This window comes from Streptomyces sp. NPDC032161, assembly GCF_040636995.1.
Classification (GTDB): domain Bacteria; phylum Actinomycetota; class Actinomycetes; order Streptomycetales; family Streptomycetaceae; genus Streptomyces.
Map to the genome: position 1 here is coordinate 150999 of NZ_JBEZVN010000005.1, position 20827 is coordinate 171825.

The following is a 20827-nucleotide window of genomic DNA, read 5'->3' on the forward strand; positions in this document are numbered from 1 at the left end:
CGAGCTCGAGGCTTCTTCACTGAAAGTGCGAGCTTCGGTCGTACTCGGCGACTTGCCGGCCTCTGACGGTGATCACGACATGGCTCGGCACGTACTGCGCGAGGCCGTCGTCCTGGGCGAGGCGCTGGACGAAGCCGATGACCTGCTGGACTACGAGGTGAACCGGGCCCGCGACGTCCTGGAACAACTGGCCTGACACCCGACGCCTCGCGTGGAGGAGCCACGACGGCACTTCGACGACACGGCCCAGGACTGTCCCGCACCGAGGGCTTCTCGGTCCGGCCCCGAGGGGGATTTCGGCCCGCTCCGGCGTGAGACGTCCCGGGCGCGGGCCGTCAGCGTAGCGGACCGGGCGTGGACTCCTGCTCGGACGAATGGAGTTCGCTGCCGGCCAGGAGATGGAGCTGCGCCTCCAGCCAGGCGTCGGCAGCGGCTCCGAGTCCCGTCCCGTCCGTCTCCGCCCCGCCGTCCAACGCGTCGATGAAGGCGCGCACCAGTGCCGCCGAGCTGACCAGGCCGGTGCGCGACAGCGTCGTGGCGGCGCCCTCGATACGGGAGCGAGCCGGGACCGTCAGATGGCGCAGCCCGCTGTGCGGGACCGCCGAGAGCGCGGACAACGCCTCCTCCAGCGCCGCCGTCAGCGGATCGGACGGGCAGCGGGGTGCCGCCGCCAGCGCCGTGGAGCCGTCGCCCGGTGCGAGATCCGGCACGATCACCCCGGCCGGGGTGAGCACCGCGATCGGATCGATCGTGACGCCCGCGGCGGTGCGGTGCACCGCACCGCTCACATGCGTCGCGCCGTCCTCCAGGGCCGCCGCCAGGGCGTCCAGCGCCCCGGGGCATTCGGGCCGGTAGGCGGACGTCAGCAGCGCCGAGGTCCCCGAGACGTCGCGCACGACGGCTTCGACACGCTGCTCGGCCGGGTCGTAACCGACGCTCTCCACCGCCGACAGCGCGATGACATGGACCGACTCGGCCTCGACCCGAGGACGGATCAACCGGGGCGGTCTTCCCGCCCAGCCCGCCGTGAGCGCGGACAGATCCCGTACGAGCAGAGGCTCGGGGAGCTCCGTCCAGGCCGTGCCGACCGGTGTCACGGTCGGGGTGCCGAGCCTGCCGCGGCCGACGGTCAGCACACGGCTCGCCGTGCGTCGCACGTTCTCGCTGACCAGGCTCCCGGTGGCCAGCGCGCCGAGCCCGGTGGCGAGGACACGGCGGGCGGCGAGCAGATGACCGCTGAGCTCCTTGCCCTCGGCGGCCGTCCACGCCTTGCGCAGGACCAGGACGGAACCCGCGCCGGGATGAGCGAAGTACACCTCGGAGACGAGGGCCCGGGGCGTGCCGTGGACACGGCAGCCGAGCGAGACGAGCCGGACCCGACGCAGCGGGGTGTCCCCGGCCTCGCGGGTGCCCAGCACACCGGGCAGCGCGGCGGCCCGCCGTCGGGCATGCACCTCGGTGAGCAGGGCGGCCACCGACTCCGGGCGGTAGTGCGCGTCGCGGTCGGCGTACGCGATCAGCTGGTCCACCAGATCGGCGAGCGCACCGGCCGGCCAGTGCAGCGATCGTGCCGCCAGATCGGCACCGGCCCGTGCCAGGGCCCCGCCGAGCACCGGCCCGAGATGTGCCACGCCCTCCATCAGCAGCTCGTCGGCCAGTTCGACGGCCGTGTCCATCGCCGGTCCGGCCGACGGCGGGGCGGCGGGGGCGCCACCGACCTGGACGGCCACGGACCGTTCCCCGGTCCCCGCCGCGTCGGCCGCCCGGAATGCCCATACCGCGAGGGCCAGCACCTCACCGCGCAGCGCGGGGGTCGCGTCCGTCAGCGCGTAGGCGATCTCGCCGGGGACCGGGAAACGCACCGTGCAGGTGGGGAGTTCGACCCGGGGCTCGGGGTGCTCCGGGGACGGGCGGTGGACCACGGCGGCGTAACCGCGGTCGAAGGAGCGACGGGCCGCGGCGAGCGGGCGGGCGCCGGCCGCCGCCGCGAGCGCCTCGTCGTCGGTGGCGCCCGGGGACCAGTCGGCGACCGGGGCGGAGGCCGCGTTCCCATCGTCCGTAGGGTCCGTGCCGTCCCTGCCGGACGCGGCCTCGCGCTGGTACGCCAGCACCAGGCCCACGAGATGACGGCACACCCCGGGCGCGGCGCAGCTGCACGTGCCGTTCTCCAGACCGGTGCCGGGCGGCAGGGCGGTGGTGGTGCCGTCCGGGAAGCGGGCCCGCAGCGTGGTGTCCGGGTCGGTCGTGAGGGCCGGTGCCGTGCCGGTGTCGAGCTCCTTCGTGGCCCGCTTGACCAGGCCGCGGTTGGCGAGCTGCGCGAGCGTGTCGGGAGTGAGGGCGAGCAGGTCGGGGCGTGCGGCTGTCGTGTCACGAGTCGTTTCGCTCATCGGCCCAGCCTCTCGGCGACGAACTCCGCGAGATGGCCGGGCGTCATCGCCCCCACATGCGCCCCGGCCTCGGCGAGCCGCGCGGCCGTGCCCCGGTCGTAGTCGGGCTCGGCGTCCTCGTCGAGCGCGGCCAGCCCCAGGACGGTGGTGCCCTGCTCCACCAGAGACCGTACGGAACGCACCAACTGGTAGGCGTCGCCGCCCTCGTAGAAGTCGGTGACCAGTGCGACGACGGTGCGCCGGGGATTCTCCACCAGCCCCGCGGCGTAGCGGACGGCACGGGCGATGTCGGTACCGCCACCGAGCTGCACCCGCATCAGCAGTTCCACCGGGTCGCTCACGTCGGCGGTCAGGTCCACCACCTGGGTGTCGAAGGCGACCAGATGTGTCTTGAGTCCGGGCAGGCCCCACAGGCACGCCGCGGTCACCGCCGAGTGGATCACCGAACCGGCCATCGAGCCCGACTGGTCGACCAGCAGGATCAGCTGCCACTGCGTCATGTGGCGCCGGGTGCGGGAGTGGAAGTGGGCACGCTCGATGAGCAGGCGGCGCTCGGCCGGCTGGTAGTGGGCGAGGTTGGCCCGCACCGTGCGCCGGAAGTCGAAGTCCCGAGCCAGCGGCACCCGGCTGGGGGTGCGGGAACGGGTGCCGTGGAACGCCCGGCGGACTTCCGGTCGAAGCCTGGCCAGCAGCTGCCGCACCACCGACTCGACGATGCGCCGGGCCAGCCGCAGCACCTCGGGGTTCATCAGATGCTTGGTCCGCAGCACGGCCCGCAGCAGCGTCGGGCTCGGCTCGACCCGTTCCAGTACGGCGGGGTCGGTGACGATCTCCTGGATGCCGTACCGCTCGACGGCGTCCCGCTCCAGGCGTTCGACGGTCTCCTTCGGGAACAGCCGGTGGATGTCGTCGAGCCAGTCGACCGTGGTCAGGGCCGAGGGGCCGTTGCCTCCGGTGCGGGAGGTGGTGCCGGAACGGCGCACACCGCGTCGGGCGAGGTCGGGGTCGCGGCCGTAGAGCCAGTCGAGCGCGGCGTCACGGCCGGCGCCACCGGGACTCAGCGGGCCGGTGTGGTGTTCGGCCGCGGAGCCGAGCAGCAGCCGCCAGCGCTCCAGGCCCGCGTCGGGTGTCGTGCCGGAGGCGGCGTCCCCGTGCCGGGACCTCACGTCGGGGCCGGTCGCGGCAGCGGGGCCGGTGTCGGGTCGGGGTGCCGCCTCGGGGCCCGCTCCGGCCGTGGGCATGCGTCCGGCGGTGGTCGTGGGTGTCGTGCCGGCGACCGCTTCGACCGTGGGCGCCGGGTCGGGAGTGTGTTCGGGTGTGGTCATGGGGTGGCTCCCAGGTCGTAACGGGCCAGCAGCCGGGAAACGGACTCCTCCAGGGCGCGGGCCCGGGCGATCAGCAGCGGGTCCTCGGTGGTCCGCAGCAGGGAGTGCGACGAACCGCGCACGCCCCGCCGTTCCAGCAGGCGAGCGGCGATCCGCTCGCGTTCGCGGGGCGGGAAGAACGTGAAGGCCTGACGCAGCGCGGGCAGCCCCGCCAGGAACGCGTCCTCGGGCAACGCGCAGACCAGCCCGTCCAGCACGTCGAGCAGGGACTCCGCGTCTCGACCGGTCTCCTGGCCGTCCGCCGGAACCGTCGCCCCCGCAGGCTCCGTCATCTCGTCCCGGGCGAGTGCGAACAGCCCGGCCAGCCAGTCGCCGAGCGCGTCCGTGCCCGCTCCCGCCACCGCACGCACCGCCTCTGCCGGATCCCCCGACGCGTCCGGGACCGGTGCCAGAGCCCGGTGCAGGCCGAACGCGGCCCCGCGCAGATCGAACGGCGCCTGCGGATCGCCACTGATCCGCCACGCCACCGAGACCACCGCCTCCGGGCGGACCGAGAGCAGCCGATCCGCGTGCCGCACCGCGTCCCGGACGGCCGCCACGGCACGCAGCCGCGGAAAATCCACCCCCGGTCCGCCGCGTGCCCCTTCGAGGAGCCACACCAGGCGCTCCGTCGCCCGGTCGACGACCCCGGCGAGCAGCGGCCCCCGCGCCACCCCGAACACCCGGTCGTGCCGCCACAGCCCCAGCGCCGTGGAGAGGATCTCCCCGAGCACACCCGTATCCTTCAACTCGCCCACTTGGGAGGAGAGTTCACCGAGAAGCCGCCCCGAGAAGCCGTCCATTCCGCAGAGCACGGAATCGAAGAGCGCCCGGGCCAGATCGTCCGCCCCGGACGCGGCGCCACGGGTCCGCTCGACGAGCGCCACCGCCGCGGCCTCCGCCGGCGTCGCCCCGTACGCACCCGCCTCCACCAGCGCGGCCTCGCGCCCGGCGACGGACCGCGACTCCCAGCGTTCCGTGAACACCGGGTCGATCCCGTGCTCGGGACCGGAGATCCGCCCGTGCCCGGGGATCCCCAGCACCCGCAGCCGGTGCAGCAGCCGGCTGCGTTCCAGATCGGTGGCGTCCGTGAGATCGAGCCGGTACGACGTCCCGGGCCCGCCGTCGAGCGACAGCGCCGCCAGCCGCGTCGCCACGTCGTGGACCAGGGGCGGTGCGGGGGTGCCGGGGTGCAGTCTGCCGATGCGGTCGCCACCGCACGCCGACACCATCTCGACGACCACGGGGTGCGCCCCCGCGCCCAGCGGGCCCCGGCTCGTCCACGGGAGCGGCCGGTCCAGATCGTCCGTGATCAGGGCGCCCGCGAGGCCGTCCAGCACATCGATCCTGGCGGGGCGGGGGTGGCCGCGCAGCGTGGTGAGCCCCTGCGCCAGACTCCGCGCGGCGATCAGATCGGAGGTGGACACCGGGACCCTGCGCGCCCGCAGCCGCTCGACGACCACGCGCAGCAGCCCCTCCGCCGCGGCCTCGGGGCCCGACTCCCACACCTGCTGGTAGTAGCCGGGTGACGGCATCCCCGACTGGTACCCGGCGAAGGCGTCCAGCTGCCGGAAGGAGTACGGCACGAGGAAGCTCCCGGCCAGGGCCCCGTCCGGCGGGGCGGGCACCCGCGGCCACCCGTCGGCGTCGTGCTCCCATCCGTTCGTACCGTGCTCGCGCACGCCGTCGCCGGTGCCGCCGCCGCTGTCGTGGGGCCGCCCGGTCCCGGTGAGCGCCCGGAGCGCGGGCTGGTGGAAACCGCCGGTCACCACCAGCACCGGCCGCTCCCCGGCCGCGGCGACCGCCGCCCGCACCCACGCCGCCATGTACGACTCCCGCGACCGGTCGCCCGCGTCGGCCTCCGCGTCACCGCGCACCAGGGCGAAGTACGCGTCGAGCCGTTCCGCGAGGCCGTCGTCCGGTTCGACCTCGAACAGCCGGTCCCACAGGGCGTCCGGCGAGTCCACCGCGAAGTGCCGGCACAACCGGTCCGTCGCCTCCGTGTACCGTGCCTCGGCGTCGGCGTAGCGGTTGGTGCGCTCGGCGAACGCCGGATGCCAGGCCGGAAGGTCGATGAAGCGGACCTCCGCACCGGCCGCCCGTCCCGCCCGCAGCGCGACCCACTCCGGCGAGTAGTCGCAGAGCGGGGCCCAGGACGTGGCCGCCCGGTCCTCGTCCCGGTAGTGGCTGAACACCGCGACCGGCAACTCGTGCCCGAGCAGCAGTTCGTCCAGCCGACCGTTCATCTCCGCGGGACCCTCGACGAGCACATGGGCGGGGCGGAGCTCGTCGATGGTCCGCCCCACGAGCCGGGCGCAGGCGGGGGAGTGGTGCCGCACCCCCAGGAACACCGCGGACATCAGTCGGCCAGCAGATGACGCGCGTCGTACAGGGCCTGCCACGCCGGGCCGCGCCTGCGAGGCACCTGCTGTTCCAGGTAGCGGCGCAGCCTGGCCAGGTCCTCCGGGCTGTCCTTGGCCGCCGTCCCCGCCAGGCACGCCACCACATCGGCGGCACTGCCCGGCTCGCCACGCAGGAACCAGCCGCGCACCCCCACGGCATGGGCGACCGACACCGCCTCCGCCGTGCTCATCACCGCCGAGGGGCGGTCCGCGCCCGCGCCGGGCCCGCCGGCCCCGTTGCGCAGCTCCCGGAACGTGGCGACCAGGACCTCCAGCACGTCGTGGTCCGGCGGCGGTTCCACCCCGGACCGCCGCAGCAGGGTCGTCACCTCCGCCTCGACGAGCGTCAGTTCGGTGTCCAGATCGGGAATCGGGAACACGGTCTCGAAGTTGAACCGCCGCTTGAGCGCGGCACTCATCTCATTGACGCCGCGGTCCCGAGTGTTGGCGGTCGCGATGACGTTGAACCCCTGCCGGGCGAAGACCATGCCGTCCGGACCCGCCAGTTCGGGGATCGCCACCACCCGTTCGGACAGCAGCGACAGCAACGAGTCCTGCACCTCCAGCGGACAGCGCGTGATCTCCTCGAACCGCACCAGCCTGCCCTCGGCCATGCCGCGCAGCATCGGCGCGGGCACCAGCGACCGCGTGGAGGGCCCCTCGGCGACCAGCAGCGCGTAGTTCCAGCCGTACTTGATCTGGTCCTCCGTGGTGGCCGCGCCGCCCTGCACCGTCAGCGTGGAGTCCCCGCTGACCGCGGCCGCGATCAGCTCGGAGAGCAGGGACTTGGCCGTGCCCGGCTCCCCGACCAGCATCAGGCCGCGACTCGTCGCCAGCGTCACCAGCGCCCGGTCCACGAGCGAGGGATTGCCGACGAACTTCCGGCTGATGCCCGCGTCCGCGTCGCCGACGACGAAGCGGCGCGCCGCGCGCAGGCTCAACTCCCAGCCGGGCGGCCGGGGATCGCGGTCCTTCGCCCGCAGCGCGGCGAGCTCGTCCGCGTACCGCGCCTCGGCCGGGGGCCGCTGCACCCGCCCGGCCGCGTCCTCCGCCGACCCGCCGGGCCGCTGTTCGTTCCGTACGGTCATGACGCGGCGCCCTCGGTGAGTTCGGTCAGGTCGGCGAGGAGTTCCGACACGGTCACCGGGTCCAGCCCGGAGAAGCGGAGCGGGTGCTCGTGCCCGGACCAGTGGTCCTGGGGGCGGGTGTCGAGCCACACCGTTTCGAGGGTCTGGTCGGGGAACATGTCGACCACCCCGACCGCGATGCCGGTGTCGAGAGCGATCACCAGGTAGCGGTTGTCGCCCAGCCGCTTGGAGATCCAGCGTTCCACCCCGGCGTCCTGCGGCACGCCCCGCTCCCAGCCGCGCCGCTCCAGTCCGAGGACCTTTCCGGTCGGCACCTTCAGGCCCTCGAAGCGGGTGAGCCGATAGCCCTCGCGCTCCTCGTCGGACAGCGCGAGCACGGCGCGGCCGAGCTGCGGGAACGGCTGGAGGATCTCGTAGTCGGCGAACAGCTCGGACCAGGCGGCCAGCGCCTCGCCCAGCCGGACCGGGTGCGCCAGCCGCACCGCCGCGTCCTCGGCCAGTTCGAAGACCTCGTCCTCCACGTCGGCGAACGTGCGGTCCTCCGCGACCCGGAACGCGGTGGACGCCCCGTCGTCCGTCTCGCTCAGCCACACGAGTCGGCGCACCAGGTGCCAGAGCAGCGGATGGGCGACGAACAGTTCCCGGAACTCCTGGGCCGTCCAGGAGCGCCCGGTCACCATCGCCGCCTCCAGCCGGCGCACCTGGTCCGACGCGATCGTCCGGACGTCCTTCTTGAGCGCCATGAACCGCTTGCGCTCCGCCGGGGCGAGCTCCGCGTCGTCCCGGGCGCCCGGCTTGGGCAGGTCCTTGCGGCGCTTGCCGTCCCCGTCCAGCACGTACGGCCGCAGCTGCTCGTCGAAACCGACCGTGAACGTCCGCGAGCCGTAGTCGACGACGGTCGAACCGTCCTCGTCCAGACCGAGGTCCGGCACCAGGCGGTCGGAGAGCTGTTCCCCGGTCAGCCCCAGTCCGGCCGCGACCTCGGCGATCTTCTCCTGGGCCCGGGCCTTCAGCCCCTTGAACTTCACCCGCTGCGCGATCGCGTGCAGATGCAGCAGCGCGACGTCGCTGCCGATCGTCGCCAGGACGTCCAGGCCCTCCACGGCCCGGTGGTGGGCGCCCTCACCGGGCCAGGTCCGGATGACCGGAGTGAGCCTGCGCACCGTCTCGTCGTCGCCCAGCAGCCCGAGCGCATGCAGCACCCACGATTCCTTCGCGGGCATGTTGGCCAGCTGCCACTGCTCGAACAGGGCCCAGGCGAACGTGGCGAGCGTCGCGGGTTCGGCCGTCTCGACGAGCCGGCCGACACCCGGGTAGACGTCGCCGGACTTGGACAGAGCCAGGGTCGTCAGCGCGTGGTGCACCGACGACCGAGGCAGCGCACCGCCGGACCGGACCAGGATCTGGGGCAGCAGCGCGGGTTCCGCCCATGCCGGGAGTACGGGCATCCTGGCGGGCAGCGCCCGCTCCAGCGGATCCGCGGCCAGCAGCCCCTCCACCGCGGCCAGGGCCTCGGGCCCGTACCCACGGGCGGCCTCGCGCACCGCCTCCTCGCCGTGCAGCGAGGAGATCAGCGTCAGCGCCTGCTCGGCGGCGCGCCGGGCGGGGCCGGCCTTGCCCACGGCGTCGGGCACCAGGAGCGGGGCGGCGGCCGCACCGTGCCGGGCGAACCAGGAACGTGCCGTCGCCGCCACGGACTTGAGACGCACCGCCCAGTCCGCCATGTCGCGGGCGACGCCCACGTCGACGAACGGGAGCAGCACCGGTGCGAGAGCGGCCGGCTGGCGGGGGGCGGCGCGCAGCAGCAGCGGCAGAGCGGCGAGGCCGAAGCGGGCCGCGATCGGTTTGAAGGTGTCCTCGGCGTCCCACAGGTCGGTCGGATCCCACGTGGCGAGATACGGGGCGACCAGCTCCTCGGGGCCGTGGACGTAGCGCCAGGCCGAGGAGAGATGGTCTCCGCGCAGGTCGTGCTGGACGGCGGGGTCGTTCACGTCCCATCCCGCCGACCGGCCGCCGGTGCGCTCGGTCGTGTACCAGGACGTGGTGGCGGCCCAGGCCTCCCGTTCGCCGGGAAGCCACTCGACCGAGGGCGCGGACTCGGCGGTCAGACCGGTCACCACCAGGGCCTTGGCCTTGGTGCGGGGGCGGGACCAGGGCGGCGTCGTCAGGACCTCCGGGAGCGCGTCGGCGGGGGCGTCCGGGACCAGACCGACCGGGTTCAGCAGCGGCTCCACGACCTCGACGACCTCGGCGTCCAGACCGCCGAGTGCGAGGGACACCGCCTCGCGGCAGGTCGCGAGGTGGCCCCGGATCAGCTGTCGCGTCCGGTCGGCCGCCGCGCCCGAGGCGTGCCGCGATTCGGCGGCCAGCAGGCGCACGGCCCGCACCGGACAGCGGCGCATGGCTTCGAGGAGGGCAGGACGCACCTGCTTGAGGTCCGCGTGCGCCAGCAGGGCGAGGAACGCCTCGTCGGTGGGGATCTCGGCCAGGGCTTCGGCGGCGGCCTTCACCGCGTCGGCGTAGTAGGCCCCGCCCTTGAGCTGATCGGCCAGCAGTGGGGCGACGGCCGTTCCGATGCCCTCGGCCAGCGTCGCGACGAGCGCCGCGTTGTAGGCGAGGGGCGGCCGGTGGGTGAACCCCGTCACCTGGTCGCCGGAGTACAGCGAGGCGAACATCATCGCCAGCAGGCTGTCGTCGTGCTCGTCCAGAATCCGGGGATCGGCACAGAGCTCGTCGACCCAGTCCGTCTCGCTCGGCACCAGATAGGAGACGGAGACCCTGCGGATGACATCGGTACGGCGCTCGGCCAGCGCCGCGACCGCCGCGCGGTAGGTCTCCTCGTCTGCCGCGGCCAGGAGCGCGCGCACCCGGTCCGTGACCGGCCGGCGGTTCCGCGTCCAGTACGCGTGGTGGGGGCGGGTGAGCACCTGCAGCTTCGGCATGGTCCGCGAACCGCCGGCCTGCTGCCACGTCGCCTCGACCGAGAGCATCTCGGCGGCCGCGCACGCGGCGAACGGCAGGCCGTACCGCTCGGCCCACAGGTGCGCCCAGGCGGAGTCGGGCAGGGGCAGCTGGACGATCGAGGTGAGCAGGGCCGCGCCGGCCGGTGTCGGATCCCCCGAGACATGTGCCCGCAGCTGGTCGGCCAGCCCGCGGTCCGAGTCGGAGGAGTCGACGAACCGCTGGATCCAGGACGCCTGCTCCGCGACCGCCGTGTCGATCTCCTCGAACGCTCCCGACGGGAGCCCGCCCGGCACCCGGGGCGAACCGCCGCGCCGGGGAAGGAGGATGCTCTTCCACTTGGCGGGGAGCGTGAACGTGTCCTCGTCCGGCAGGACCGGCGGCCCCTCGGCGGGAGGCGTGTCCAGGACCGCCGGGGCGCCTCCGGCCGCCGATGCGGCGGGCACGTCCGAGGCGGCCACCTCGCGGTACCCCTTCTTCTCCTTCTCCGCGATCGACTTGCGGACCTGCTCCGCGGCGGCCTCGGCCGACGCGTACTCCTTCGTCTGTGTACGGCCGGTGCTTCCGCATCGTCCATGACGCACCGTCACCACGGAGCCCTCGGCCCCGGTCTCCCAGAACTTCGACGCGGTGCCCTCGACGTATTCCCAGCGGCGCACGGGTCCGCCCCCCTTTCACACCTGGACGACCCGCGCTCCGGCGGGCTTTCGATCAGTGGTGCCACAGTAGAACGGACCACTGACAACGCAGCGTGACCAGGGCATCCGCTCGATGAATCCCCAGGTCGAGCGAGGTGCGGGGCTACCGGCGGAGACCGACGGGCGGGGTGGCGGCGAGCACGGCGCGGCGACGGGCGGCGCGACGCCCGGGGGCGGGGCCGCGGACCGCCCGCGTCAGGGAGCGGAGACCGCGCGTGCGCCTCCGGACGGCGCCCATGACGGCGTCACGCCCATCACCTGGCAGACCATCAGGAAGAGGGGGATGGGCGGGGTGTACGGCGTGCGGTTGTCGGGTCGGTGGATCAGCCTCGGCCGGTCCGCCGGAACCCGCGCCCCGCGCACGTAGGCGACCTCCACGGGCCAGTCCAGATCCAGGTCGGAGCCCGCGGGCACGATCCACCACCACAGGTCCGTGTCCGCGAAGACGCAGCCGGTGCGTGGCAGGTGGGACAGCAGCCGGAAGCCGTGGCGCGCCGGCACGCCCACGGCGTCGCAGCCCAGGGTCGCCGAGAACGCGGGCGGCAGCGGCAGCCGCACCGTCTCCGTCCCGGAGGGGGGCCCGGAGTCGTGGGGCCGACGTGCCCTGCGCAGATGCGACATCGCGTTCCTCAGCATGAGCGCTCCGAACCGTGCGGCAGCTCCGCCCACACGATGCGGCCCGAGCCGAACTCCGCGTAGCGGGAACCCCACGTACTGCACATCGCGTCGACGAGTAGCAGTCCGCGTCCGTGCTCGCCGGAGGCGGTGCGGCACAGCTTCGGCCCGCCGGGCTGGTGCCCCTGGTCCTGCACGGCTATGCGCAACCGTCTGCCGAGACATCGCAGCTCGCACACGACGCGGGCGCTCCTGGTGTGCACCACCGCGTTGGTGACCAGCTCCGAGACGATCAGGACCGCCGCCTCGTACGCGTCGTCGTCCAGCCGCCACTCGTCGAACCGGGCCCGTGCCAGCTGCCGCGCGCCGGCCACGGACTCCGGGTGTGCCGGCAGCGCGAAGCAGTACCGGAGCGCTTCCGTCCCGGGGCTGAGGTCCATGAGCCGGGGGATGAGCGCACTGCCAGGTGCCACAACCATTCCTCACAGTGGGGGCTGCGTCACGCTCCGCGATCGCACACGAATGACCACGGTCGTGACTACGTGAACTGGTTCCCTCAAACACTTTCCCCCTGTCCGGAACACTTGGCAAGAGGCACTCTGAAAATTTCAGAGTGACTGTGTCACGGGGTCCCGCTCATGGCACACTGCTGCCAAACAGCGCATGGGGAGGTCTGAAGTGAGCGAACCGCGGTCCGCCCCGACCGTCGGTCAGGTCGTTCTCGGCAAGCGCCTGCAGGATCTGCGGGAGCGTGTCGGCCTGAGCCGTGACCAGGCTGCCAAGGTGCTGCGGGTCGCACCCGCGACGGTACGCAGGATGGAGACCGCCGAGGTCGCCCTGAAGATCCCCTACGTCCAGATGCTGCTGAAGGCGTACGGCATCTCCGACGACGAGGCCGACGCCTTCGTGGAGCTCGCCGAGGAGGCCAACAAGCCCGGCTGGTGGCAGCGCTACCACGACGTGCTCCCCGACTGGTTCAGCATGTACGTCAGCCTGGAGGGCGCCGCGAGCCTCCTGCGCATGTACGAGCCGCACTTCGTCCCCGGTCTGCTCCAGACCGAGGACTACGCGCGCTCGGTGCTGCGCACGGGTGCCGTCGGCCAGACCAGGCCCGAGGACATCGAACGCCATGTCGCACTGCGCATGAGACGTCAGTCCCTGCTCCACGGGCCGGACGCCCCGAAGCTGTGGGTGGTGATGGACGAGACGGTGCTGCGCCGTCCCGTCGGCAGCGCCGACGCGATGCGCGGGCAGATCGACCGGCTGCTGGAGGCCACCGAGATGCCGCATGTGACACTGCAGATCGCGGAGTTCTCGACCGGTCACCACCCGGGCACCTACGGCCCCTTCGTCATCTTCCGCTTCGGAGTGCCCGAACTCCCCGACATGGTTTACAGCGAGTACCTGACCGGTGCCGTCTACTTCGACGCGCGCCCCGAGGTGGCCTCCTACCTCGAAGTCATGGACCGCATGGCGGCCCAGGCCGCGACTGCACAACGCACGAAGGAGATCCTCCGGGATTTCCGCAAGGAGCTGTGATGGATCCCATATACAACGGCATGCCGGCCGCCGAACTCGGTACCGAGGGCTGGCACAAGCCGTGGAGCGGTGGGAACGGGGGCAACTGCGTCGAAGCCATGAAGCTGTCCGACGGCAGGGTCGCCGTCCGCCAGTCCGCCGATCCCGACGGCCCCGCGCTCATCTACTCGCACCACGAGATCGCCGCCTTCATCCAGGGAGCCAAGTCGGGTCAGGCGGACTTCCTCCTGACCTGAGCGGTGGGTCCCGATGCCGGTCCGACGGTTCCTCCTTCGGAATCCCCGGCGCCGGGACCCGTCCGCGTCCCACACTGCCGCTGTCCGCCGACCTATGGACCCATGGAGCGCGCTATGACCGGGCACGAGCCCCGAGCCGTGGAGATCGACACCAGCCGTCCGCATCCCGCACGGATGTACGACTGGTTTCTCGGTGGCAAGGACAACTACCCGGTCGACGAACAGATGGCCCGGGAGCTGCTGGCCCTCCAGCCCCGGGGACGGGACATGGCCCGGGTCAACCGGGCCTTCATGCACCGGGCCACCCGGTGGCTGGCGGAGAACGGCATCCGTCAGTTCCTCGACATCGGCGCCGGAATCCCCACCGAGCCCAACCTCCACCAGATAGCCCAGCGCATCGCCCCGGACGCGCGCGTCGTCTACTGCGACAACGACCCGATCGTCCTCGCGCACGCGGCGGCCCTGCTGCGCTCCACCCCCGAGGGGGCCACCGACTACATCCAGGCCGACGCGCGCGAACCGGACGTCATTCTCGAACAGGCCGGCCACGTTCTCGATTTCGACCGGCCGATCGCGCTGTCGATGCTGGCCCTGCTGCACTTCCTGGACGACGACGACGGCGCGGCCGAGATCGTCGACCGCCTGGTGAGCAGGCTCCCCCCGGGGAGTTTCCTGGTGCTCTCGCAGACCACGGGGGACTACGACCCGGACGGGGCGGCGACGGCCTCCGCCATGTACAAGGCGCGCGGGATGACGCTGCGGCTGCGGTCCCGCGCCGAGTTCACCGCGTTCTTCGACGGGCTCGAACTCGTCGAGCCGGGCGTCTCGCTCTCCGCGGACTGGCACCCGGAACTCGGCGAGGCCGTCGACGTCCCGGGGGAAGAGCCGATCCCGGGCTACGCGGGGGTCGCCCGCAAGCACTGACCGCCCCGGCCGGGCCCCGGACCTCCCGGGCCGTCCCGCCCGGGCCCGCAGGACACAATGGACGCATGTCACGACGCACCATACGACCGAGGCGGTCCACCGCCCCCGCCGGGCGGCCCTCCGCGATCACCGACCGGTCGCCGTGCCCCTGCGGACTGCCCGGCACCTACGGGGACTGCTGCGGCCGGTTCCACACGGGCACCGCGGCCGCCCCGACCTGCGAGGCCCTGATGCGCTCCCGGTACGCGGCGTTCGCCGTCCGGGACGAGGCGTATCTGCTCCGCACCTGGCACCCCGCCACCCGGCCGCCCGCCGTCGACTTCGATCCCGGGACGCGATGGGTGCGCCTGGAGGTCCTGGGGACGACCGACGGCAGCGCCTTCCACACCACGGGCACGGTCACCTTCCGCGCGCACTTCACCGTCGCCGGACAGCCCGACTCGCAGTACGAGAAGAGCCGCTTCGTGCGCTCCGAAGGCGCCTGGGTGTACGAGGCCGCGGACTTCGCCGAGTAGGTCCCGCGCCGGATCACCAGGCACTGCCGGGGCGCACCGGCAGCCCCGGGTGATGAGCGGCGAGGATCTTGTTGGCGCGCGCCAGCTCCCCGAGCGCCTGTTCGCGGTCCGCCTGGTCCTCGACGCAGAGCCGCGGACCGCGGAACCGGCGCACCTCCCGCGCGGCGCCCGCGGCGTCGAGTTCCGCCCGCAGGATGTGCGGGGGGATGCAGGACCCGATCAGCGCGGCGACCCGGTCCGGGATCGGCACGGGGACGAGGAGGTGCGAGGCGGTCATGAGGGGTTCCCTCTCGGATGGTCGGCCAGGAGGCGGTGCCGGGTACGGCCGCCGGGTGGGCGGCCGACTCCTCCATGTCTACGGGACACAGGTCCGGGTTTCTCCTTGAGAACGTCTCCGTGTGGCAACCGTTTGGGACTGACCGGCTATTTCGCCTTACCGCTGGGTAAGTTGACCCGTCGTGCCGTGCGTGATCCGATCCCGGCCCGCTCGCCCCGCGGTTCGCGGGCGTCGTCGCCTCCGGCGCGCAGTTGCAGCCGCAGCGCGCGCAGCACCGCCTCGGTCGAGAAGCGGGCCTCGGGGTCGACGAGCTGCTCGCCGAAGATGGATTCCAGGTTGCGCATCCGGTAGCGGACCGTCTGCGGGTGCACGTCGAGCAGTTCGCCCATCTGGGCGGCGGTGCCCCGGGTGTCGAGCCAGATCCGCAGGGTCTCGATCAGCCGCTCCCGCCGGTTCGCGCTGATTCCGGCGAGCGGGGCGAGTTCGCGGCGCGCCAGCTGGTCGAGGAGGGCCGTGTCGGACAACAGCCAGAGTGTGATCAGGTGGTCCTCGCAGCGGACGACCGGCTCGTCGTCGATGACGCCCGCGTCCACGAGTTCGAGCACCCGGCGGGCCCAGCGGATCGAGTCTGAGGCCATGGCGGTGGGGACGGTCAGTCCGACCGCGGCGTGGTGCCCCGGGAGCGTTCGGTCGAGCATGCGTCTTCGCGCGTCGTCGAACGCCCCCGGGATCAATAAGTGCGGCTGGGGATCGGTGAAGTCGACCAGTACGTCCCGGTCGGCGCCCGGTCCGCCCGGATCCGGCGAGGAGCGCACCGCCACGAGCGTCACCTCGTCGGGCATCGTCCAGCCGGTCTGCTCGCACAGTTCGGCGATGGCCGTACGGGGGACGGGACGTCCGGCGAGCAGGAGGTGCAGCAGCCGCCGTCTGAGGGTGCCCGTGTGGTCGGCCGAGGCCGCGCGGACCTCCATGTAGCCCTCGCGGGAGAGCGCCTCCAGTTCGTCGACGTAGGTGAACAGGGCGTCGGCGAAGGCGAGCATCATCGTGGGGGAGAGGTTGTAGCGTCGGCCGATCTTCTTGGCCCGGCGGAGCGCGATCCGCGCGCCCAGCCGGTAGGCGCCGTGCAACTGGTCCAGGGTGCGGCCCTCGTACGCCTCGTACCGGCCGAACCTCCGGCACATCTCGTCGCGCAGGGTGGAGGGGGCGGTCGGCTCGGCGACCTGGTCCACGAAGACGGAGATGGTCTGCTCGACGCCCACCCGGATGCCCTGTCCGTACGGGCCGTCGAGCAGTCGCGCGTACACGGGGTAGGCCCGGGTGACCTCCAGCCCGATCTCCTTGATCAGGCTGGGTATCTCGGGGCGAACGATCGCAGCGAACTCCTGCGGCAGCGGCCCGAGCGGCTCTCCGAGTTCCGAGGGTTGCACAACTCCCGGCATTCCTCTGTCCCTTGCTCTCCGGCGCCCGATGGGGGGTGGGCCGTGGGAGGAGCGCTCCCAAGCCGTCAGGTGCGTACCAACGTGGGTTGCTGAAGATAGTCCACGCACGCGCGTGTGGACACAGGCACGACAGGACGAGATGTAGGGGGCACGTACCGCACGTCGCGGGCGCGACGTGCCGGGACGCACGGATTCATGGATTCCGTTTCGTCCGCCGCGCGTGTGCGCCGGACCGGTGTTCCGCGACGGGAATTCCCGGAGATGCCCCGGTGAATACGCACCGCTCTTCCGTGCGGGGGAATGCGATACGTCTGCCGCGGGACGGCCGGGCTTGCCGATTCTTCGGTGCGAAGTCGAAGAGGGTGTGTCGCGGGATCGTGTGTGCGGCCTTCGCCCTGTACGGGGCCGGAATTCAATCCGGCCGAATCCCCTGTTGCGCCTTCGGCCGGCGAGAGGGTCTTCCGGGTCGCCGTACGGATACGGCGTGGCATGCGAGGGGATGGCTGACGATCACTCAGATAGCCCTTGACCAGGGAAAGTTGGTGCGACACGGGTCGAGTGTGCTGTGCGCGGGCGGTCCGGGACCCTTCGCGGGGGGCGCCGTGACTGCTCACTTCTGGACAAGATTTCACGGCTCGGCACTCGCGTCACGACAAATTGCCGACCGGGATTCGCGCTTCGGGAGATTCTTCGTCACGACTGTTGCGGAGCAACGTTACCCGACCGTAGCGTCTTCGCCGAACGCAAGTGGTCGCGCAGTCGGTCAGGCCGGACTGCCACTTCTCTGTCCTGTGCCCCCATCGGAGTTCCAGCCATTCCGGCGGGACGGGTTCTCCGCATGGGTCACGCCTTCTGAAGGGAAATGGAATCGTGAACACCCTTGCACGCAGAGCCGCATTCGTCACCGCAGCATTCGGCGCGGCCATCGGGATGACGGTGTCGTCGGCCTCGGCCACCACCGCGTCGCACTCCTGGACGGTCAGTCCGGGCGGCGCGTTCACCGCCAGCGCCACGCTCCCGACGCTGGACGTCCCCCTCGTCCAGCTCGTCTGCGACTCCTCGGCCGTGACGTCCGGGACGCTCCAGACGACCAGCGCCGACGGCGTCGGGATCGGCAGCATCAACAACATCACGTTCACCGGCTGCGACGTGGGCGGCATCTCCTTCACCGTCTCCATGACGGCGACGCCCTGGAAGATCAACGTCATCCAGCCCAACGCCACGCACGCGGACTGGGTCGACGGAACCGTCAGCGACATCTCGGCGCACATCTCCGGCGTCGGCTGCAACGCGGACTTCAAGGGCAAGGTGTACGGGCACTACGACAACACCAAGGGCTCCCTCGTCATCGACGGCACGGGAAGCGACCTGAAGGCGTCCAACGCCAGCTGCCTCGGCCTCATCAGCAATGGTGACGTGGCCAGCTTCAACGCCGAGTACGTGGTGAGCCCGAAGCAGAAGATCACCGCCACGTCGTGACGTGGCGGAGCCGGGCGGAGGGCGGCCCGGTCCACCTCCGGCTCGGGGTGGTGGCGGACAACGGTTCGCCACCACCCCGAGCGGCCGTTCACTGCCCGCCCGTCGCCCCGGGCACCGGGGACCCGCACGGCGGGACCGCGCCGGGGAGCCGCCGGTCCCGGGCCGTACCCCAGCAGCACCCCGTACCAGGGAGGACAGCGCCAGAATGAACGTGAAGACATCGGCGACCGGCGGCAGGCGGTCGGTGCGCCTGGCATCGGTCGCGACCGTCGTGCTCCTCGCGGGGCTGCTGTCCGGTTCCGGATCGGCCGCCGAGGAGGGCGGTTCGGCGGTGACCCTCGCCTACGACTGCGCCCTGCCGGGCGGCACCGGCCGGGTCACCGTCCGGGTCACCACGGCCTTCCCGCCCTCAGGGACCGCGGGGACACCGCTGGAGAGCGGTCCGGTGACGGTCGACGTACGGCTCGCGCGGGCGGACCTGGAGGCGCTGCTGCCGGCCGGCACCGAGGTGGTGGCGAGCACCGCGACGCTCGCCGTGGGGATCAGGCAGAAGGGCCGGTCGGCCGAGGCCCGGTGGCTGGACCTGCCGGCGCCGGGCTCCGCCGTCCCCGCCGAGGGCGAGGCGAGCCTCGTCCACACCGGGCCCGTCCCGTCGGTGACGCTGCCGGCCGCGGGCGACGTCACCTTCACCGCGGGCCGGCTCACGCTGGGACTGCGTCCCGTCGCGGACACCGCCCCGGAGGCCGGAGCGGAGGGCGGGCCGGCCGCCGCTTCGCCGCTCGGCTGCGAACCCGCCGAGGACGGCGGCACGCCGCTGGCGACCGTTCCGGTGACGGCCGGCCCGCCCGACCCCTGGCCGTCGAGGACCGAGGGGGACGAAGGGGACGAGGGGGCCCGGGGCACGAACGGGGGCGCGGGCGCCGGTGACCGCATCGCGGTGGAGCCGCGGACGGCGGAGGCCGGGAGCGAGGAGCCGTGCCCCGTCGATCCGCCCACCGGAACCGCGGACTGGAGCGACGCGCCGAAACCGCCGGAAGGCGGCCCCGTCATGGAGGTCGACATCCCCGGCGGGGGAACGTTCGGCTGTGCCTACGCGGTCGGCATGGCCACCGTGTACAAGCTGAACGGGGCGATGATCATCAACGATCCCGCCAAGAAGCCCGGTCTGATCAGCGTCCTGGCCAACGTGCACCGCGGCCAGCGCGCGGCCAACGCCCCGGGCGGCTACTACCTGCGGCTCGACTCGCTCGGGAACCTGAAGCTGCCGGACGCCGACTCCACCTTCCTGACGTTCGGGTTCCAGCCGGTGTCCGCGAAGGTGGAGTTCGAGAACGGGCCGCTCACGATCTCGACCGGGAACATCGGCACGGGCAGCACCAAGACCTACTTCGCCACCGCCTCGTTCAAGCAGTCGCTGCGACTGCGCGACGTCGAGGTCAACGGGACCCCCCTGGACGTGGGCCCGAACTGCCGCACCGTGGCTCCGTTCAAGGTGGTCCTCAACGGCGACTTCCCGAAGTACGTCAATGTCTTCGGCGGAGGCCCCATGAACGGGAAGGTCGAGATCCCGCCGTTCTCCGGCTGCGGGACCGGCGGTGAGGACCTGGACAACCTGTTCACGGCGGCCATCTCGGGTCCCGGGAACGTCGTCGCGATGAACCAGGGCATGACCTGTGTCCCCTCGGACAGCAGCACCTTCTGCCCGCCGACCGTGCCGGTGCTGCCCGGCAAGGAGACTCCAGCCGGCTGACCGCCGGCCCCGGCCGAGGAGCGGCCCGCGGGCGCGCGTCGGCCGGGCGACGTGAGCTGCCGGGCACGCGGGCGGGGCCACCCTCCGAGGACGGCCCCGCCCGCTGTCCGGCCGGCCGTGCCGGTTACCGTGCCGCCGAGTGCCAGTACCGCGACATCAGCTTGCCCGCGTCGGGGGCGGCGCTGCTCGGGTCGTTGATCGTGGCCACGTACGTCTGGGCGTTGTTCAGGACCACGTTGTTGTCGCCCGAGGCGGAGGGGAGCCCGGTCTTCAGGTTCACCGCCCAGTCGAGCAGGCCCAGGCCGCAGCCGCTCGCGCCCGGGACCGCGTAGGTGGTGTCCGTCTGGTTGGCGCCGATGAGACTGATGCGGCCCATCACGCCGGCCGGGTCCGGGGTGCCGTCACCGGCGAACTGCTGGGTGCCCGGGGTGGGGCGGGTCAGGTTCTGCGGGCGGAGCAGGATCGGCTTCGAGGCGGAGCCGATGTAGCAGGCGTCGCCGAGGAACGGGTTCTGCAGGTGGATGCGCACCGGGAGCGTGATGATCGGCTTGCCCGTGGTGACGCCCGCCAGGAGCTGGAAGTCGCTGGGGTTGCCCACCGACTCGATGGTGGCGGTGACCCGGTTCAGGGTGCTGTTCGTGATCTGGTTGCAGATGCCGCTGATCACCGGGATGTCACTGGGGCACATGAGCCCGAGCAGCCCGCCGGGGATCTGCGCGGAGTCGGCCACCAGGGCGCCGCCGGCGGGCGAGACCACCGTCGAGCCGCCGCCGGGGTGCGTGACCACACCGACCTGGAGGTCGCTGGCGCCCACCGGCACGGTCGTGCTGCCGAGCTTGATGGAGCCGCTCGCGGAGTGCGAGGAGACGCAGACCGCAGTGTCGTTCAGCCCGTCGGCGGCCAGCATGGCCGGCGCGTCCACCGGGCACCGGGTGAAGGGTGCCCAGTGGCCGTTGAGGCCCGTGGCGGCGGTGGCCGATCCCACGGACGCGAAGGCGGCGAGTGCGGTGAAGGAGGCCAGCAGCCCCAGGCGCGCCCGTCTCGAACCAGATCTCATGTCGTCCCCTTTTCGGGCAGCCGCCACCGGGCGGCCACATAAGCGGAGTTGCTCGGGTCTTTCTGTGACACACCCAAACCGGCACCTTTTCGGGCC

Annotated in this window: 16 protein-coding genes; 6 read left to right on the top strand and 10 right to left on the bottom strand. The window is 72.6% G+C overall.

Going from position 1 to position 20827, the window contains the following annotated elements; translation table 11 throughout:
• Positions 1 to 335: 335 nt before the first annotated feature.
• The 7 genes from AB0E67_RS14905 to AB0E67_RS14935 form a co-directional block, all read right to left on the bottom strand.
• On the bottom strand, positions 336 to 2387 hold the full coding sequence (locus tag AB0E67_RS14905; RefSeq protein WP_362025913.1) for a hypothetical protein: 2052 nt from the start codon (positions 2385 to 2387) through the stop codon (positions 336 to 338).
• Complete coding sequence (locus tag AB0E67_RS14910; protein ID WP_362025916.1) at positions 2384 to 3712, bottom strand: VWA domain-containing protein; 1329 nt, start codon at positions 3710 to 3712, stop codon at positions 2384 to 2386. Before AB0E67_RS14910 ends, AB0E67_RS14905 begins: the two co-directional genes overlap by 4 nt.
• Positions 3709 to 6111, bottom strand: a complete 2403-nt coding sequence (locus AB0E67_RS14915) for a DUF5682 family protein (protein WP_362025918.1) — start codon at positions 6109 to 6111, stop codon at positions 3709 to 3711. Before AB0E67_RS14915 ends, AB0E67_RS14910 begins: the two co-directional genes overlap by 4 nt.
• Entirely contained in the window at positions 6111 to 7241 is a 1131-nt protein-coding gene (locus tag AB0E67_RS14920) for an AAA family ATPase (protein WP_362025921.1), read from the bottom strand. The genes AB0E67_RS14915 and AB0E67_RS14920 overlap by 1 nt, the downstream gene beginning before the upstream one ends.
• Positions 7238 to 10861 carry a DUF4132 domain-containing protein gene (locus AB0E67_RS14925; RefSeq protein WP_362025924.1) on the bottom strand — a complete coding sequence of 1208 codons (3624 nt, stop codon included), beginning with the start codon at positions 10859 to 10861 and terminating at the stop codon, positions 7238 to 7240. The genes AB0E67_RS14920 and AB0E67_RS14925 overlap by 4 nt, the downstream gene beginning before the upstream one ends.
• A 234-nt stretch (positions 10862 to 11095) precedes the next feature.
• On the bottom strand, positions 11096 to 11536 hold the full coding sequence (locus AB0E67_RS14930) for a hypothetical protein (RefSeq protein ID WP_362025927.1): 441 nt from the start codon (positions 11534 to 11536) through the stop codon (positions 11096 to 11098).
• Entirely contained in the window at positions 11530 to 11988 is a 459-nt protein-coding gene (locus tag AB0E67_RS14935) for an ATP-binding protein (RefSeq protein ID WP_362025930.1), read from the bottom strand. The genes AB0E67_RS14930 and AB0E67_RS14935 overlap by 7 nt, the downstream gene beginning before the upstream one ends.
• A gap of 205 nt (positions 11989 to 12193) precedes the next feature.
• Here AB0E67_RS14935 and AB0E67_RS14940 point away from each other — a divergent pair, with 205 nt between their 5' ends.
• The 4 genes from AB0E67_RS14940 to AB0E67_RS14955 all read left to right on the top strand — a co-directional run bounded on the left by AB0E67_RS14940 (position 12194) and on the right by AB0E67_RS14955 (position 14729).
• Complete coding sequence (locus tag AB0E67_RS14940) at positions 12194 to 13054, top strand: helix-turn-helix transcriptional regulator (RefSeq protein ID WP_362025933.1); 861 nt, start codon at positions 12194 to 12196, stop codon at positions 13052 to 13054.
• Positions 13054 to 13290 carry a DUF397 domain-containing protein gene (locus AB0E67_RS14945; protein ID WP_073781424.1) on the top strand — a complete coding sequence of 79 codons (237 nt, stop codon included), beginning with the start codon at positions 13054 to 13056 and terminating at the stop codon, positions 13288 to 13290. Before AB0E67_RS14940 ends, AB0E67_RS14945 begins: the two co-directional genes overlap by 1 nt.
• Before the next feature lie 114 nt (positions 13291 to 13404).
• Positions 13405 to 14214: an SAM-dependent methyltransferase gene (locus tag AB0E67_RS14950; protein WP_362025935.1), complete on the top strand. Its 810-nt coding sequence runs from the start codon at positions 13405 to 13407 to the stop codon at positions 14212 to 14214.
• A gap of 65 nt (positions 14215 to 14279) precedes the next feature.
• Positions 14280 to 14729, top strand: a complete 450-nt coding sequence (locus AB0E67_RS14955) for a YchJ family metal-binding protein (protein ID WP_362025938.1) — start codon at positions 14280 to 14282, stop codon at positions 14727 to 14729.
• Positions 14730 to 14742: 13 nt separating this feature from the next.
• On the opposite strand, the gene AB0E67_RS14960 is transcribed toward AB0E67_RS14955, so the two are convergent.
• Positions 14743 to 15006 carry a hypothetical protein gene (locus AB0E67_RS14960; RefSeq protein ID WP_362025941.1) on the bottom strand — a complete coding sequence of 88 codons (264 nt, stop codon included), beginning with the start codon at positions 15004 to 15006 and terminating at the stop codon, positions 14743 to 14745.
• A 146-nt stretch (positions 15007 to 15152) separates the two neighbouring features.
• On the bottom strand, positions 15153 to 16445 hold the full coding sequence (locus tag AB0E67_RS14965; RefSeq protein ID WP_351524718.1) for a helix-turn-helix domain-containing protein: 1293 nt from the start codon (positions 16443 to 16445) through the stop codon (positions 15153 to 15155).
• Positions 16446 to 17315: 870 nt separating this feature from the next.
• Between AB0E67_RS14965 and AB0E67_RS14970 the strand changes: the two genes are divergently transcribed.
• Both AB0E67_RS14970 and AB0E67_RS14975 read left to right on the top strand, forming a co-directional pair.
• Positions 17316 to 17924 carry a hypothetical protein gene (locus tag AB0E67_RS14970; protein ID WP_360110883.1) on the top strand — a complete coding sequence of 203 codons (609 nt, stop codon included), beginning with the start codon at positions 17316 to 17318 and terminating at the stop codon, positions 17922 to 17924.
• A gap of 205 nt (positions 17925 to 18129) precedes the next feature.
• Positions 18130 to 19674, top strand: a complete 1545-nt coding sequence (locus tag AB0E67_RS14975) for a DUF6801 domain-containing protein (RefSeq protein WP_362025944.1) — start codon at positions 18130 to 18132, stop codon at positions 19672 to 19674.
• 124 nt (positions 19675 to 19798) lie between these two features.
• On the opposite strand, the gene AB0E67_RS14980 is transcribed toward AB0E67_RS14975, so the two are convergent.
• On the bottom strand, positions 19799 to 20731 hold the full coding sequence (locus AB0E67_RS14980) for a hypothetical protein (RefSeq protein WP_362025947.1): 933 nt from the start codon (positions 20729 to 20731) through the stop codon (positions 19799 to 19801).
• Between the last annotated feature and the right edge of the window lie 96 nt (positions 20732 to 20827).